Origin of the sequence: Ulvibacterium marinum (genome assembly GCF_003626755.1) — a bacterium.
GTDB classification, from domain to species: domain Bacteria; phylum Bacteroidota; class Bacteroidia; order Flavobacteriales; family Flavobacteriaceae; genus Ulvibacterium; species Ulvibacterium marinum.
The window spans coordinates 1,104,096-1,118,478 of the sequence record NZ_RBCJ01000003.1 but is presented as its reverse complement, the minus strand read 5'-3'; the positions used below and the strand labels follow the sequence as shown (position 1 = coordinate 1,118,478).

At 41.4% G+C, this 14,383-nt stretch carries 14 protein-coding genes; 6 read left to right on the top strand and 8 right to left on the bottom strand.

Annotated features, from left to right (window positions below):
- The first annotated feature begins 70 nt into the window (after positions 1–70).
- From D7Z94_RS18040 to D7Z94_RS18015, 6 genes are read left to right on the top strand one after another with little or no spacing between them, the layout of a single operon-like run.
- Positions 71–970, top strand: coding sequence for a MerR family transcriptional regulator (locus D7Z94_RS18040; RefSeq protein WP_120712948.1), 900 nt, complete (start codon positions 71–73; stop codon positions 968–970).
- A 29-nt stretch (positions 971–999) separates the two neighbouring features.
- Positions 1,000–2,457, top strand: coding sequence for a phytoene desaturase family protein (locus tag D7Z94_RS18035; RefSeq protein ID WP_120712947.1), 1,458 nt, complete (start codon positions 1,000–1,002; stop codon positions 2,455–2,457).
- Positions 2,458–2,464: 7 nt separating this feature from the next.
- A complete protein-coding gene (locus tag D7Z94_RS18030) occupies positions 2,465–3,304 on the top strand; it encodes a phytoene/squalene synthase family protein (protein WP_120712946.1) in 840 nt (279 codons plus the stop codon).
- A gap of 1 nt (position 3,305) precedes the next feature.
- Positions 3,306–3,755 carry a sterol desaturase family protein gene (locus tag D7Z94_RS18025; RefSeq protein WP_120712945.1) on the top strand — a complete coding sequence of 150 codons (450 nt, stop codon included), beginning with the start codon at positions 3,306–3,308 and terminating at the stop codon, positions 3,753–3,755.
- 5 nt (positions 3,756–3,760) lie between these two features.
- On the top strand, positions 3,761–5,239 hold the full coding sequence (crtD, locus tag D7Z94_RS18020; protein ID WP_120712944.1) for a 1-hydroxycarotenoid 3,4-desaturase CrtD: 1,479 nt from the start codon (positions 3,761–3,763) through the stop codon (positions 5,237–5,239).
- Positions 5,232–5,870 carry a carotenoid biosynthesis protein gene (locus D7Z94_RS18015; protein WP_120712943.1) on the top strand — a complete coding sequence of 213 codons (639 nt, stop codon included), beginning with the start codon at positions 5,232–5,234 and terminating at the stop codon, positions 5,868–5,870. The genes crtD and D7Z94_RS18015 overlap by 8 nt, the downstream gene beginning before the upstream one ends.
- On the opposite strand, the gene D7Z94_RS18010 is transcribed toward D7Z94_RS18015, so the two are convergent.
- From D7Z94_RS18010 to D7Z94_RS17975, 8 genes are all read right to left on the bottom strand, one after another.
- A complete protein-coding gene (locus D7Z94_RS18010) occupies positions 5,858–6,580 on the bottom strand; it encodes a DUF3291 domain-containing protein (RefSeq protein WP_120712942.1) in 723 nt (240 codons plus the stop codon). The genes D7Z94_RS18015 and D7Z94_RS18010 overlap by 13 nt on opposite strands.
- A gap of 2 nt (positions 6,581–6,582) precedes the next feature.
- Positions 6,583–7,020: a TlpA family protein disulfide reductase gene (locus tag D7Z94_RS18005; protein ID WP_120713209.1), complete on the bottom strand. Its 438-nt coding sequence runs from the start codon at positions 7,018–7,020 to the stop codon at positions 6,583–6,585.
- A gap of 128 nt (positions 7,021–7,148) precedes the next feature.
- Positions 7,149–7,709, bottom strand: coding sequence for a TlpA family protein disulfide reductase (locus tag D7Z94_RS18000; RefSeq protein ID WP_120712941.1), 561 nt, complete (start codon positions 7,707–7,709; stop codon positions 7,149–7,151).
- Between the two features lie 60 nt (positions 7,710–7,769).
- Positions 7,770–10,040 (bottom strand): aconitate hydratase, encoded by a 2,271-nt coding sequence (locus D7Z94_RS17995; RefSeq protein ID WP_120712940.1) that lies wholly within the window; start codon positions 10,038–10,040, stop codon positions 7,770–7,772.
- 175 nt (positions 10,041–10,215) lie between these two features.
- A complete protein-coding gene (locus D7Z94_RS17990) occupies positions 10,216–10,971 on the bottom strand; it encodes a class I SAM-dependent methyltransferase (protein ID WP_120712939.1) in 756 nt (251 codons plus the stop codon).
- A gap of 22 nt (positions 10,972–10,993) precedes the next feature.
- The gene (locus tag D7Z94_RS17985; protein WP_120712938.1) at positions 10,994–11,947 is read right to left on the bottom strand and encodes an AAA family ATPase; all 954 of its coding nucleotides are present in this window, start codon (positions 11,945–11,947) and stop codon (positions 10,994–10,996) included.
- 4 nt (positions 11,948–11,951) lie between these two features.
- Positions 11,952–13,409, bottom strand: a complete 1,458-nt coding sequence (locus D7Z94_RS17980; RefSeq protein WP_120712937.1) for a peptidylprolyl isomerase — start codon at positions 13,407–13,409, stop codon at positions 11,952–11,954.
- Entirely contained in the window at positions 13,393–14,280 is an 888-nt protein-coding gene (locus D7Z94_RS17975; RefSeq protein ID WP_120712936.1) for a peptidyl-prolyl cis-trans isomerase, read from the bottom strand. Before D7Z94_RS17975 ends, D7Z94_RS17980 begins: the two co-directional genes overlap by 17 nt.
- Positions 14,281–14,383: the final 103 nt, after the last annotated feature.

The following is a 14,383-nucleotide window of genomic DNA, read 5'->3' as shown; positions in this document are numbered from 1 at the left end:
AATTTTAACAATCAGTTGGTACAAGTGCTTATATTTAATTGTAAATTTGTTTAAACTTTTTATATAAAGTATGAACAATGTAAAAAAGTTCTTTAGCATTCGAGATTTGGAGAATCTATCCGGAATAAAGGCGCATACCATACGTATCTGGGAAAAACGATACGGATTACTGTCACCGGAAAGAACAAGTACCAATATTAGGACCTACAGTCTTAGCAGCCTTCAAAAACTATTAAACGTTACATTGCTGTACAACAATGGGTATAAAATATCTAAAATAGCAAAGATAGATGAGCAGGACATTCCTCTGAAGGTCAAGGAAATTGTAGCAAAGAACAGTGTTAAGAACCATGCTATCAATGCTTTTAAATTGGCTATGGTAAACTTTGACCAAACCCTTTTCCTTAATACCTATAATGGCCTTTTGGCGGATAAATCTTTTCGTGAGATTTTTTATGATGTATTCATTCCGTTATTGAACGAACTGGGACTACTTTGGCAAACGGATACTATTAGTCCGGCACATGAACACTTTATTACCAGTCTTATTAAACAGAAAATCCTTATCAATACAGAAAAGCTTCAGCATTTGGAGCCAACCAAAACCGATAAGATATTCGTACCATTTTTACCAGAAAACGAAATTCATGAAATAGGTCTTCTGTACTTGAATTACGAAATTATTCTACGAGGCTATAAATCAATTTACTTAGGGCAGACTGTACCTTTGGAAACCCTAAAAGATGTTATAAAATATTTTAACGACCTCTACTTTGTTTCCTATTTTACCGTAGCTCCTACCAAGGACAAACTTCAAAAATATGTTGAGGAATTTTCTGAAATGGTAGCTGAATACGAAAAACCAAGATTGTGGTTATTGGGCCACCAAACCCGATATCTACGTGAAGCCGGTCATCCGGATTTTATCAAGACATTTACCTCCATAGAGCAGGTAGTCAATGAATTGTAACTGAAAAAAGTTTACTATCCCCCATTGCAATGAGCAAAAAGGTTATCATAATCGGTTCTGGTTTTTCTTCCCTATCAGCCTCTTGTTATTTGGCCCAACAGGGGTATGATGTTGAAGTCTATGAGAAGAACAGCACGGTCGGGGGCCGGGCAAGGCAACTGGCAAGGGATGGTTTTACTTTTGATATTGGTCCAAGTTGGTACTGGATGCCAGATATTTTTGATAAGTTCTTTGCCGATTTCGGAAAGAAGACATCCGACTTCTACCAATTGGAAAAACTGAGTCCTGCCTACAAGATTTTTTTTTCCGACGATGTAATCACCATTGGTGATACTATGGAGAAAATCTGTGCTGAATTTGAACGCATTGAAAACGGGAGTTCGGCACCTTTGCGAAAATTCATTCACAAAGCACAGGAGAATTATGAAATTGCCATAAACAATGTGGTACTTCGCCCGGGAATTTCACCCTTTGAGTTGGTAACCAAAGAGACCGTTTTACGGGTAGATCAGTTTTTTAAGACCATAAGTGGGGAAGTACGAAAGAATTTTAAAAATTCCAAACTGGTCTCCACTTTGGAATTCCCTGTACTCTTCCTAGGTGCAAAACCAAGTAAGACTCCTTCTTTCTACAGTTTTATGAATTTTGCCGATTTTGGACTTGGCACTTGGCATCCCAAGGGAGGAATGTATGAAATTATTAAGGCAATGCGCAGTTTAGCGGAAGGACTAGGTGTAACCCTATTTACGGACAGTCCGGTAGAAAAAATACGGGTAAAGAACGGCCGTTGCATCGGAATCGTTAGCAATGGAAATGAGATAGATAGTGATTTTGTACTGAGTGGTGCAGATTACCATCATTCTGAATCCCTTTTGGATAAACCCTACAGACAATACTCCGAGAGCTATTGGGCACACAAAACTTTTGCACCATCATCGCTGTTATTCTATGTTGGCTTTAACAAGAAATTGGAAAATGTAGAACATCACAATTTGTTTTTTGATACCGATTTTGAACGGCACGCCCAAGAAATTTATGATCAGCCGAAATGGCCCACAAATCCACTTTTCTATGCCAATTTCCCCTCGGTTACGGACGACAGTATGGCTCCGGATGGATCTGAGACCGGTTTCTTTTTAGTTCCCATTGCACCGGGCCTGGAAGATACCCCAGAACTACGAAGTCAATATTTTGACCTCATCATGCAACGGTTTCAAAATATAACAAAACAAAAGGTAGATCAAAATATTGTTTTTAAAGAGTCCTTTTGTGTCAAGGATTTTGAGGAAGAATACAACTCATACAAGGGAAACGCCTATGGCATGGCCAATACATTGATGCAAACGGCATTTCTTAGACCCGGGTTAAAAAGCAAAAAAGTAAAGAATCTTTTCTTTACGGGTCAACTTACCGTTCCAGGACCGGGCGTACCCCCCTCATTGATTTCAGGGAAACTAGTATCTCAACTAATCGTCAAACAGAAATGAGTGGAGGATGAAAACTATTTTTGACAAAGTTTCCTATAGTTGCAGCAAAATCGTAACGGAGTCTTACAGCACTTCCTTTGCGCTTGCCACTAAAATGTTGGATTCCTCCATACGCGGGGATATCTATAACATTTATGGTTTTGTGCGTTTTGCAGATGAAATCGTGGATACCTTCCATGATTATGAAAAGCATGCACTTTTTGATAATTTTGAAAATAGTTTAAAAGACGCCCTTGAAAGTAAGATTAGCCTAAACCCTATTTTGAATTCCTTTCAGCATACCTACCACAAATACAAAATACCTTATCATCTGGTAGCTTCATTTATGAAAAGTATGCGCATGGACCTGACCAAAAGTGCATACCTTTCGGACGAGGAGTACCGGGCCTACATTTATGGGTCTGCAGATGTGGTAGGCCTTATGTGTTTGCGTGTCTTTGTTAAGGGTGATGAACAGAAGTACGAACAGCTAAAGGATTCCGCTATGGCTTTGGGCTCGGCTTTTCAAAAAGTGAATTTTTTAAGGGATTTAAAAGAGGATTTCGAAGACCTAAACCGTACCTATTTTCCAAATACAGACCTGAATGAGTTGGATGAAGCATCCAAAAACCAAATAGTGCAAGACATCAAGGTCGATTTTAGAAAAGGATATGAAGGAATCCTACAGTTACCTCAAGAAGCCAAATTTGGTGTGTACACCGCTTATAAATACTATTTCAAGCTCTTAACAAAACTACAGAAAACACCTTCTTTGGAAATTAAAAATACACGGATACGGGTTCCCAACTATCAGAAAATAGGCTTGTTGGCCAAATCTTATGTGAATTATAAATTACATTTGGTATAAGATGACAGCAGTAATTTGGATTAGTATTTTTATCGGAACTTTCTGTTTTATGGAATTTATGGCCTGGTTTACCCATAAATACATCATGCACGGTTTTTTATGGAGCCTACACAGAGATCATCATAAAAAGGACCATGACTCTTGGTTTGAACGAAATGATGCCTTTTTTATCTTTTATGCCGTAGTTAGCATGTCCTTTATTATGATAGCTACAACCAGTTGGTTTTGGTATGGATGGCCCATTGGGTTGGGTATCATGGCTTATGGAGGCACTTATTTCCTTGTACACGATATTTTTATCCATCAGCGTTTTAAACTCTTTAGAAATGCCAACAATTGGTATGCCCGAGGCATACGACGTGCCCACAAGATGCATCATAAGCATTTAGGTAAGGAGGACGGTGAGTGCTTTGGAATGCTTTTCGTTCCCTTTAAATACTTTAAGAAATAACTCATATGGCGCATGCCATTGTTATTGGATCCGGCATCGCCGGTATTGCATCCGCATTAAGATTACGGAAAAAGGGCTATGAGGTGACCGTAATGGAAGCCAATTCTTACCCGGGTGGTAAGCTTCATTCCATGGAAAAAAATGGTTATCGTTTTGACCTTGGCCCCTCCCTTTTCACCATGCCCCATTTGGTAACCGAGCTTTTTGAGCTTTTTGATGTTAGGCCAGAACCTTATTTCTCATATTTCCGAAAAAAGACCTTATGTAACTATTTCTGGAACGATGGTACCCGGTTTACCGCAAAGTCGGATATGGAAACCTTTATAAACGATGTCTCCAAAGTCTTTGGAGCCTCCGAAAAATCCATAACCCGATACCTGGCGCGAAATCGTAGAAAATATGAATTGACCGCACCACTATTTTTGGAAAAATCATTGCACAAAGTACGCTCTTACATTTCCAGGGATACCGTAAAAGCCATTTCCAATTTGCCGACCTTGGATATTAATATTTCCTTGGATGATTTGAACAAAAGGTTTTTTGAACACCCTAAACTGGTCCAACTCTTCAATAGATATGCCACCTATAATGGCTCCTCTCCCTTTAAAACACCAGGCATCATGTCCATGATACCGCATCTGGAAATGTACTATGGCACCTATTTCCCTAAAGGCGGAATGCACACTATCACCATGAGCCTTTATAATTTGGCTCTATCACAGGGAGTTCGATTCAGTTTTAACTGCAAAGTAAGCCGTATCAATGTAGCCCAGGGAAAAGCCAGCGGAGTGGAGTCCCCTACTGGATTTCACAAAGCAGATCTGGTAGTTTCCAATATGGACGTATATCCCACCTACAAAAATCTATTACAGGGGCAAAAACAGCCCAAACAGGTACTGCAACAAGAACGTTCCAGTTCTGCTCTAATTTTCTACTGGGGAATCTCCAGAAACTTTCCCGAACTGGATTTGCATAATATTTTTTTCAGCAGTTCCTACTCCCGTGAGTTCAAGGCTATTTTTCATGAGAGAACACTATATGAAGACCCTACGATCTATGTTAATATCACGAGCAAGGACGAGCCTTCGGATGCTCCCAAAGACCATGAAAACTGGTTTGTGATGATCAACGCCCCTGGGAATTATGGTCAGGATTGGGATTCTTTAAGGGAAAAGGCCCGTAATTGGATCATACAAAAACTAAACGCCCGATTGAACGTAGATTTGGAATCATTGATTACCGTGGAGCATGTTCTTGACCCTATGGGGATAGAATCCAATACAAGCTCTTACAGGGGAGCGTTGTATGGAGCTGCCAGCAATTCTAAATTTGCAGCGTTTCTGCGCCATCCTAATTTTAAATCCTCCATAAAAAACCTTCTTTTTTGCGGGGGTTCGGTACATCCCGGAGGAGGGATTCCGCTTTGTCTGCTCTCTGCCAAAATTATAGGGGATCTTGCGCCAAAACCTTTAGACTATGCTTGAACGATTGGAACAAAACAAGGTAAGATGGGCCATTGGCATTATCTGGCTTTTTCATATCTCTGCAATTATTGGCATTGCATTGGGTCATTTTCAGTGGTTCATTGAAAAGACCCCTTTGAACCTTATCATCTTTTTGGTGCTCTTTTTTTGGGTGTACCCTATACATACCGCCAAAAGACTACTGGCCTTTCTTATTTTCTTTTTAAGTGGGATATTTGCGGAGTGGCTTGGCATAAACTACGGGGTACTTTTTGGAAACTATGAATACGGCAATAATCTTGGGCCAAAACTGGATGGGGTGCCCTATCTCATCGGAGCGCTATGGGCACTGCTTACCTTCGTTTGTGCCGGAATAGTAGATTATCTACCAATATCGAAAAACTTAAAAATACTATGTGCCGCGCTATTGATGGTAGTACTCGATTTTTTTATGGAGCAGAGCGCCCACCTTTTAGACTTTTGGACCTTTGAAGGTAATTTGGCTTCCTATCCCAACTACATAACCTGGTTTCTTTTGGCCCTGGTACTTCAGTTGATTCTTAGGACCTTGGATATTAAGGGAAATAGACTTTTTTCCATGCACATATACCTGTCGCAGTTGGTATTTTTTCTCTTCTTTTACTTGAGATAAGTGTTTAATTCAGGGAGCGGATTTTTACCGTTCCAAGTCCCAACCGATCGATAGGGCTGAAACCTACAAAACATTTCCTCCCTATACCAATTCAACTGCCGTGTCTTTTCAATAGCCTTGCTGTGGGCATTGCTACGGTAAGCAAAATCCATAAGCGACGCCTTGTCCTTCCAAATACTAAAAGTAGCCATTTGAGTAAAAGGTACCTCACCAATACCCTTGGTAAAAATCAGTCCTTTATTATTCACCAAAGGCTGCTGCGAGGTCGGTACATATTTCCAAAACCTAACCAACCATTTCAGTTTTATGGTGGCTCGGGTGATTACCGAAATATAGGGGTTGTCATTGTTCAGTTTGCTACTTTCATTGAAAGGATTGCTTCCGGACCACTCCCCCTTGGCACTAATGTTGCCCATATAGAGTATCCATTGCTCAGAACTTTTTCTCCGATAACGCTTCATTAAACCGGAGGTTTCAAAGAAGGAATTTGCCATTTCCTCGTTTTCCCAGACTTGTAAGAGACTGTAAACGGACCAATCCGGCAACGGGTTAAAGCCTACTTTTCCACTGCCCAATAATTTATAGAATTGAAGTCCTTGGGTATGGGACAATGGGCCATGAGCAAATTGCATCATCCAAAAAGCCCAAAGTCTCTGCCTTATACCGGAATATCTAAAAAAAGTCAGTGTGGTTATTTGATCGGTACCCATCCTCATTCGGACTTAACCAGACTGTCCAATTTTTCCCTAACTTCTTCACTGTACCAATTTGCGGAACCTGTCTCGGCAAGGATTATTTTTCCGTCCCTATCAATAATATAAGTAGTTGGAATCGTTTTGGAGGTAAGAACATCAGGCCCTTGGGTTTTGGAATAATACACCGGCAAGTCATAGCCCTTTTTTTTCAAAAACTTGGATACACGCTCGGGTTCGTCCTTGGCAACGAACATAAAAGTCACTTTGTCCTTATAAGCATCATGCAATTTCTGAAGACTGGGCATTTCTGCAACACAAGGAGGGCACCAGGTTGCCCAAAAATTTAGAAACACAACTTTTCCTTTTTGGGTTTCAAAATTAAAGGTATGGGAATCCATATCCTCCAATTCCCATTGATACGTATCCAAGGGGGTCTGCATTTTCGTTTTTACCATCGCAGAACTTTGAGCGACCAACCCACTTAATTTTGCCGTAACTCGAGACCCTAAAGGGGTAAAAAACAAAAAAACCAACGCACCTAGGACTAAAAGGCGTAAGAAAACGTGTTTTTTTGAGTATCTCACTAAGTCCCAGTATTTAGAAGTTCATCCAACAATTCGTGAACTGATGTTGTATCCCAATCCTTGATATCGTCTTCCTTTACAACAATGTATCCATTCCTATCTATAATATAGGAAGCCGGAGGTTCCAAAACCTCAATTGGTGAACGCCCACCAATAATTAGATAAGTAACCGGAAAGGTAAAACCTTTTACCTCCATAAATTCTTCCACCGGAAGTCGTTCCTCATTGGTAATGATATAAAAGTCAACTTTGTCCCCGTAAACATCGTACAATTTCTGTATGCCCTTGAGCTCCGCCGCACAAGGCAAGCGCCAAGAAGCCCAAAAATTGATAAAGATCACATTCCCTCTGGATTTGTCAAAACTAAAGAAATCCCATTCGGCATCTTTGAGCTTCCAATTATAATCCACCAACTTCTCTCGCTTTGAGGTAGGAATTATATCCGGAGTTCCCGAAAATAATTGATTCAACCATACTTTACCATGATAACCAAGGGGTGTAACGAAAAGTGCCAATACCAAGGCAATAACTAAAAGTGTGAGTATCGTACTTCGTTTCATCCGATATCTAAACAAAAAAACTCCCTAAAATTGGGAGTTTTATATTCAAAATGTTTTGGTCTAGGCATTTTCACGTTTGATTACATTCAGTGCAGAGCCTTCCTTAAACCATCCTATTTGCGCATCGTTATAGGAATGATTCGCTATGATGTTGTCCTTGCTACCATCCGAATGAATCACTTCAATGGTTAGTGGTTTATTAGGACTAAAATCGGTAATATCCACAAAATTGAAGGTGTCATCCTCTTGAATACGATCGTAATCGCTTTCATCGGCAAAAGTCAATGCCAACATCCCTTGCTTTTTCAAGTTGGTTTCATGAATACGGGCAAAGGACTTCACCAATACGGCGGCAACTCCCAAATGCCTAGGTTGCATGGCCGCATGTTCACGGGAAGATCCCTCACCATAGTTATGGTCGCCCACAACAATGGTTTTGGTTCCATCGGCTTTATACGCCCTTTGGGTGTCCGGAACACCGCCATATTCCCCTTCCAACTGATTCTTTACAAAATTGGTTTTTTTGTTGAATGCGTTTACAGCTCCGATTAGCGTATTATTGGCAATATTATCCAAATGTCCTCTATAGCGTAACCAAGGTCCTGCCATGGATATATGATCTGTTGTACATTTTCCAAAGGCCTTGATCAACAACTTCATCCCTTGCAATTGTTCCGGTTTTATAGGTTCAAAAGGAGCCAGCAATTGCAATCTCTCCGAAGTTGGACTAACTTTAACCTCAACACCGGATCCATCTTCCTTGGGAGCGATATAACCTGCATCCTCTACCGCGAAACCTTCGGGTGGAAGTTCATAACCCCTAGGTTCGTCCAGCATTACTTCTTCGCCTTCCTCATTTATCAGTTTATCCGTAACAGGATTGAAATCCAGCCGTCCGGCAATAGCAATTGCTGTAACCAGTTCAGGAGAGCCTACAAAGGCCAGTGTATTCGGATTTCCATCTGCGCGCTTGGCAAAATTCCGGTTAAAGGAGTGTACGATCGTATTTCGAGGCCCGTCGGCCGCCTTATCCCCATACCGGTCCCACATCCCTATACAGGGACCACAGGCATTGGCAAAGACCGTGGCTCCTATAGTATTGAAGGTATTGATAAATCCATCACGTTCTATGGTGTAGCGCACCTGCTCGGAACCCGGGGTAATCGTAAATTCGGATTTCATTTTTAAATCCTTATCGGCTACCTGTTTGGCCAATGACGCCGCTCTTGAAATATCCTCGTAGGAGGAGTTGGTACAAGAACCTATTAATCCTACTTCAACATTTAACGGCCAATCGTTTTCCTTGGCGGCCTCGCTCATTTTAGAAATAGGAGTCGCCAAATCTGGAGTAAAGGGCCCGTTGAGATGAGGTTCCAATTCTGAAAGGTTTATTTCGATAACTTGATCAAAGTATTGTTCCGGATTTGCATAAACTTCGGAATCGGCGGTCAAGTGTTCCTTTACCTGTAATGCCGCATCGGCCACATCGGCCCGATCTGTAGCCCTTAAATATCTATCCATGGATTCATCATATCCAAAGGTAGAAGTGGTAGCTCCTACCTCGGCACCCATATTACATATGGTTCCTTTTCCGGTACAGGACATGGAGGTAGCACCTTCCCCAAAGTATTCCACTATGGCACCTGTTCCTCCTTTTACGGTAAGAATGTCCGCCACTTTTAGGATAACATCCTTAGGAGCGGTCCATCCGGAAAGTTTTCCGGTAAGCTTTACCCCAATAAGCTTGGGAAACTTTAATTCCCATGCCATGCCGGCCATTACGTCTACCGCATCGGCTCCTCCAACGCCTATGGCTACCATGCCTAATCCTCCTGCATTTACTGTGTGGGAGTCTGTTCCTATCATCATTCCTCCTGGAAAGGCATAGTTTTCCAAAACCACTTGGTGAATAATTCCCGCACCCGGTTTCCAAAACCCGATGCCGTATTTATTGGAAACGGATTCCAAAAAATCAAATACTTCGTTACTGGTCTGGTTTGCCCTTTTTAAATCTGCTTCGGCACCCACTTTGGCCTGAATCAAATGATCACAATGGACCGTAGTGGGAACTGCTACCTTTGGCTTCCCTGCATGCATAAACTGTAATAAGGCCATTTGGGCCGTCGCATCTTGACATGCCACTCTATCCGGAGCAAAATCCACATAGTCCTTGCCTCTGACAAAAGCCTCGGTAGCTTTGCCATCCCACAAATGGGAATACAATATTTTTTCCGAAAGGGTAAGTGGTTTACCAACGATTTTTCGAGCAGCTTCTACCTTTTCCGCGATGTTGGCATACACCGTTTTTATCATGTCAATATCAAATGCCATTCTCTTCTTAGTTTTAATTGTTGCAATTCAGTAAAATTAAGAAAATCCAAGGGGCAAAAGAAATTTTTTGAACGCGTAGGGCAACTATTTTCGGGTAATTGGCAAAAAATTTCGGGTTTGATTATAATTTGGTCCGTCTACCTGAAAAAGTGGAAGAAAAAAACTACTCCCATGGCTATTTTTCAATTCGGAAAGCCCTCATAAAAATTGGGAAATTGATGCTCTTTTGCTCCGTATCGCCCCATGAGGATTTTAATTTATCCATAAAACCATCCACAGGGTTTTCGCCATTATTTTGGCCCATATAATTTTGAACACTGGACCAAGTATTCAAATAGCCTCTTAGACTTCTTAAATCCCATTGGACGGTTATTGCAAAATTCGAGTCGATAGCAAGTGGTTGAAAGTCCAGATCAATAGTCTCGTAAGCCGCGTCAATATGTTTTCTTTCCTTGTCCCAATAAGGGCCAATGATGTCTTTGTAAAAATGAGCTATTAGTTCATCAATTGCCGGGGAAATCCGTAGCAATCCATAGCCCCATACAGCCAGTACCCCTCCATTTTTGCCAACTCTCCTAACTTCGCTATTGAATACGGCCGAATCAAACCAATGAATAGCCTGTGCTACGGTTATTAAATCAAATTGACTATCCTGGAAGTTGGTGTTTTCGGCCCTTTCGACCTTAAAAATGACATTATCCCGGTTTCCGGCATTTTGAATCTGTTTCTGGCTAATGTCCGTCGCAAAAACGGTACGAAAATATGGGGACAAGGCGGAGGCAACTTGACCATTTCCAGTACCACAGTCCCAGCAAACATCCTTAGTATGTACCCATTTTAATAGTTCCTCATATAAGGTACTCGGATAGGTTGGACGGAATTTTTTATACGCTTTGGATTGTTTTGAAAATTTGTCCTTTGCTCTTTTCACCTTGAAAAGTTAGGAAAAATACTTAAAGAAGTTTTGTTATGATATCCTCTTCGGAAATACCTTCGGCCTCTGCCTTGTAGTTTTTAATAATTCTATGCCGTAGAATCCCCATGGCCACGGCCCGGACATCTTCCATATCCGGAGAAAACTTGCCATGAACGGCAGCATGGGCCTTGGCTCCCAAAATAAGGTTCTGTGAAGCCCGGGGTCCGGCGCCCCAATCGATGTACTGTTTAACAAAATCCGAGGCAGATGACAAAACAGGACGCGTACTGTTGACCAAATTTACCGCATACTCTACCACATTGTCCGGTACTGGAATCCTTCGAACCAAATGTTGGATTTCCAGTATCTCCTGGGCGTTAAAAAGTGCCTCGACCTTTGGAAATTCGTCATTGGTCGTAGTCTTTACCACGCGTACTTCCTCTTCAACGGACGGATACTTTAGTTCTATGGCGAACATAAAACGATCCAACTGGGCTTCAGGCAAAGGATAGGTCCCTTCCTGTTCTATTGGGTTTTGTGTGGCCAGGACAAAGTAGGGCAATTCCAATTTATAGCGTTGCCCTGCAATGGTAACCGCACGCTCCTGCATGGCTTCCAAAAGTGCGGCTTGTGTCTTTGGCGGCGTACGATTTATCTCGTCCGCCAAAATTATATTGGCGAATACAGGGCCTTTTATAAACTTAAAGTTTCTGTTCTGATCTAAGATTTCACTTCCCAGAATATCGCTGGGCATTAGATCCGGGGTAAACTGGATACGTTTAAAATCCAACCCCAAAGTTTGGGCTATTGTGTTTACCATTAAGGTTTTGGCCAACCCGGGCACACCTATCAGCAATGAATGGCCTCCCGTGTAAATGGAAAGTAAAATCTGGTCTATGACCTTTTCTTGACCAACAATAATCTTGGCAATTTCCTGTTTGAGCGCATTATGTTTTTCTACAAGTTGATTGATCGCCGTAACGTCTGACATTCTTCTAGTTCTTTACCCAATTGTTGGCAAAATTGCATTCCCTGTTTTTGTCGTTTACGCTAATGTAGGTATCTTCAATATGTTCTTCCATCCACTTTTTTATGGCATTGTATTGCTTCTCAGTTAGGGCCAACTGTTGGATTTTGGTATAGTCCCTTGCAAAATCAGCGATATGTTCATCATACCTGTTGGTAACCTTCAAGATCTTATACTTTGGACCGCCACCTCGCGGGTCTTCCTCAAAAATGGGATAGGAAATCTCATTGTCCTTTAAATTTCTCACCTGGTTATACAATGTGGGATCCATTTTCGTCAACTCAAATTTTGAATCAAAATTGGTAGGATTCCGTAAAAGGCCTCCATCAAATTTGGTCTCTTTTTCATCGGAAAAATTAAGTGCGGCCTCGGCAAATGTAAATTTTCCGTCCAACACTTTCTGCCTTATGCTGTCCAATTCGGACTTTGCCCCATCCAAAGCTTCCTGTGAAATTTCAGGCTGAATCAAGATATGGCGAAGGTCCAATTCTTGACCTCTTATTTTTTCAATATAAATTATATGGAAACCGAACATGGTCTCAAAGGGATCAGACACCTCGCCTTGCCGTAAGCTGAAAGCTACGTCCTTAAAGGTCTTATCAAATCCAGACTTTTTTGTAATACCGTTATACAATCCTCCTCTTGGTTTGGAGCCGGGATCCTGGGAATACAGAATGGCCTTTACACTAAAACTAGCGTCGTTGTCCTCAACATCGGCCTTGATGGTATTGAGCTTGTCAATAACTTTCTGCTTTTCGGCTTCGGTAGGTTTTGGTTGCTTTACAATCTGGGAAATTTCAAGCTCGGCACCAAAAACAGGACGTTCATCCTCGGGAATTTTATTGAAGAACTGCCGCACTTCTTCTGGTGTAATCTCAATTTCCGAAATGATATCACGTTGCATTTTTTCGGACAGCATACGAAGTTTATTTATTTTACCGATTTCTTCCCGCAAGCTGGCCTCATCGTCCTTCCTGTAGAACTTTAGCAACTTGGCCATGGATCCTGTCCTTGATACCAATTCCTGAATTTGTGCCTCGGTAGTGGCCGCCACCTCATCATCGGATACCAAAAGGCTGTCCTGTACGGCCTGATGTGCATACAAGCGATCTTCCATAAGTTTTCCCAAAAGTCCACATCGTGTGATATCCTCGGTGGACGCACCTTGACTTTTTAGATCTATTAGTGTTTTGTCGATATCGGAATCCAAGATTACATAGTCGCCTACCACCGCCGCAATACCATCCAACTTTATTCTTTTGAAGTTCTCGGAGGTGTCTTTTTTAATTTCCGCCTCGGCTTGCATTGTGGACGCCATGGGCTCCCCTTGGGAATCCGATGCAACAGCATTACTACTTTGGGCCGATAAAACCCCTTGTATACTTATAAACGCCCCTAAAATAAGGGATTTAGTTATCTTGTACATAGACCTCGAATTCATTTTGTTTAATGGCTTCATCTATTAATTCCGTCTCCAATTTACGTATATAGTCCAATTTTCTTCTGCTGAGAAGTACTTGTTTAATGGTAGGCTCTATAAAGGACAAGGGTGCTATTTCATTAACTTGACGAACATCGTTTATCCTAGCCAAATATACCCCTATTGAATCCTCCAATTCAAAAAATTGTGATTTTTTTAAGTATCGGTCCTGATTATCAAAGGTCAAGGGGGGAATCTCCTCGATTACCCTGGAGGCCCTGATCCAAATGGAATCGTTGAAATTCAATTTACGGAACTGCACCCCTATGGAATCCAAATAGACCATATCCTCTTCCGTAAAGCTTTTTAGTCGCTTTATGACTTCTCCCTTATTCAAAAACTCGGTCGGGAGCTCAATAAAACGAAGCTGTACAAGCTTTTCCTTCAATTTGAAGTTTTCCTTTTCGCGCTCATAAAAACTCTTCAATTGGGACTGGCTTACCAAGGAATCACTTCCTTGACTTACCAACGCTTCCTTGTAGGCCCTTGTATATAAGTCTGTGCGGTAATCGGCCACTAAAGCATCGAACTCCGCTAATTTTTCTTCCTGTAGATTAATTTTTGCCTTATCCAACAAAAGTTGTTTGGAAGCCCAATTATTGATGTAATTGGTAACAAAGGAAGCACTGTCTTCATGGGAAATGCCCTTTCTTAACAAGGGCAAAATATCTTCCTTGTACAAATAGTGGTCCCCTACCCTTGCCAATGGTTCTTTTTCCTCTTTCTCCTTCAAAAAGGAACCGCAGGACACTATAAGGAGCACTACAAAAAAGCTAAGGAAACCTTTTGTCCTTGCATTGCTTAAAAAGATAAACATCCGGCAAAAATAAAAATTAATGTGTGCTTAACAAGTTATAAACCTTGGATTAACACATTTTTAGAGGCCACCCCTACATTATTTTATTACATTAGTAGGGCGA

Excerpts from the sequence above, each read along its gene's own strand:
- D7Z94_RS18040 (WP_120712948.1), top strand. The coding sequence starts at position 71 with ATGAACAATGTAAAAAAGTTCTTTAGCATTCGAGATTTGGAGAATCTA.
- D7Z94_RS18035 (WP_120712947.1), top strand. The coding sequence starts at position 1,000 with ATGAGCAAAAAGGTTATCATAATCGGTTCTGGTTTTTCTTCCCTATCA.
- D7Z94_RS18030 (WP_120712946.1), top strand. The coding sequence starts at position 2,465 with ATGAAAACTATTTTTGACAAAGTTTCCTATAGTTGCAGCAAAATCGTA.
- D7Z94_RS18025 (WP_120712945.1), top strand. The coding sequence starts at position 3,306 with ATGACAGCAGTAATTTGGATTAGTATTTTTATCGGAACTTTCTGTTTT.
- crtD (WP_120712944.1), top strand. The coding sequence starts at position 3,761 with ATGGCGCATGCCATTGTTATTGGATCCGGCATCGCCGGTATTGCATCC.
- D7Z94_RS18015 (WP_120712943.1), top strand. The coding sequence starts at position 5,232 with ATGCTTGAACGATTGGAACAAAACAAGGTAAGATGGGCCATTGGCATT.
- D7Z94_RS18010 (WP_120712942.1), bottom strand. The coding sequence starts at position 6,580 with ATGGGTACCGATCAAATAACCACACTGACTTTTTTTAGATATTCCGGT.
- D7Z94_RS18005 (WP_120713209.1), bottom strand. The coding sequence starts at position 7,020 with ATGGTAAAAACGAAAATGCAGACCCCCTTGGATACGTATCAATGGGAA.
- D7Z94_RS18000 (WP_120712941.1), bottom strand. The coding sequence starts at position 7,709 with ATGAAACGAAGTACGATACTCACACTTTTAGTTATTGCCTTGGTATTG.
- D7Z94_RS17995 (WP_120712940.1), bottom strand. The coding sequence starts at position 10,040 with ATGGCATTTGATATTGACATGATAAAAACGGTGTATGCCAACATCGCG.
- D7Z94_RS17985 (WP_120712938.1), bottom strand. The coding sequence starts at position 11,947 with ATGTCAGACGTTACGGCGATCAATCAACTTGTAGAAAAACATAATGCG.
- D7Z94_RS17980 (WP_120712937.1), bottom strand. The coding sequence starts at position 13,409 with ATGTACAAGATAACTAAATCCCTTATTTTAGGGGCGTTTATAAGTATA.
- D7Z94_RS17975 (WP_120712936.1), bottom strand. The coding sequence starts at position 14,280 with ATGTTTATCTTTTTAAGCAATGCAAGGACAAAAGGTTTCCTTAGCTTT.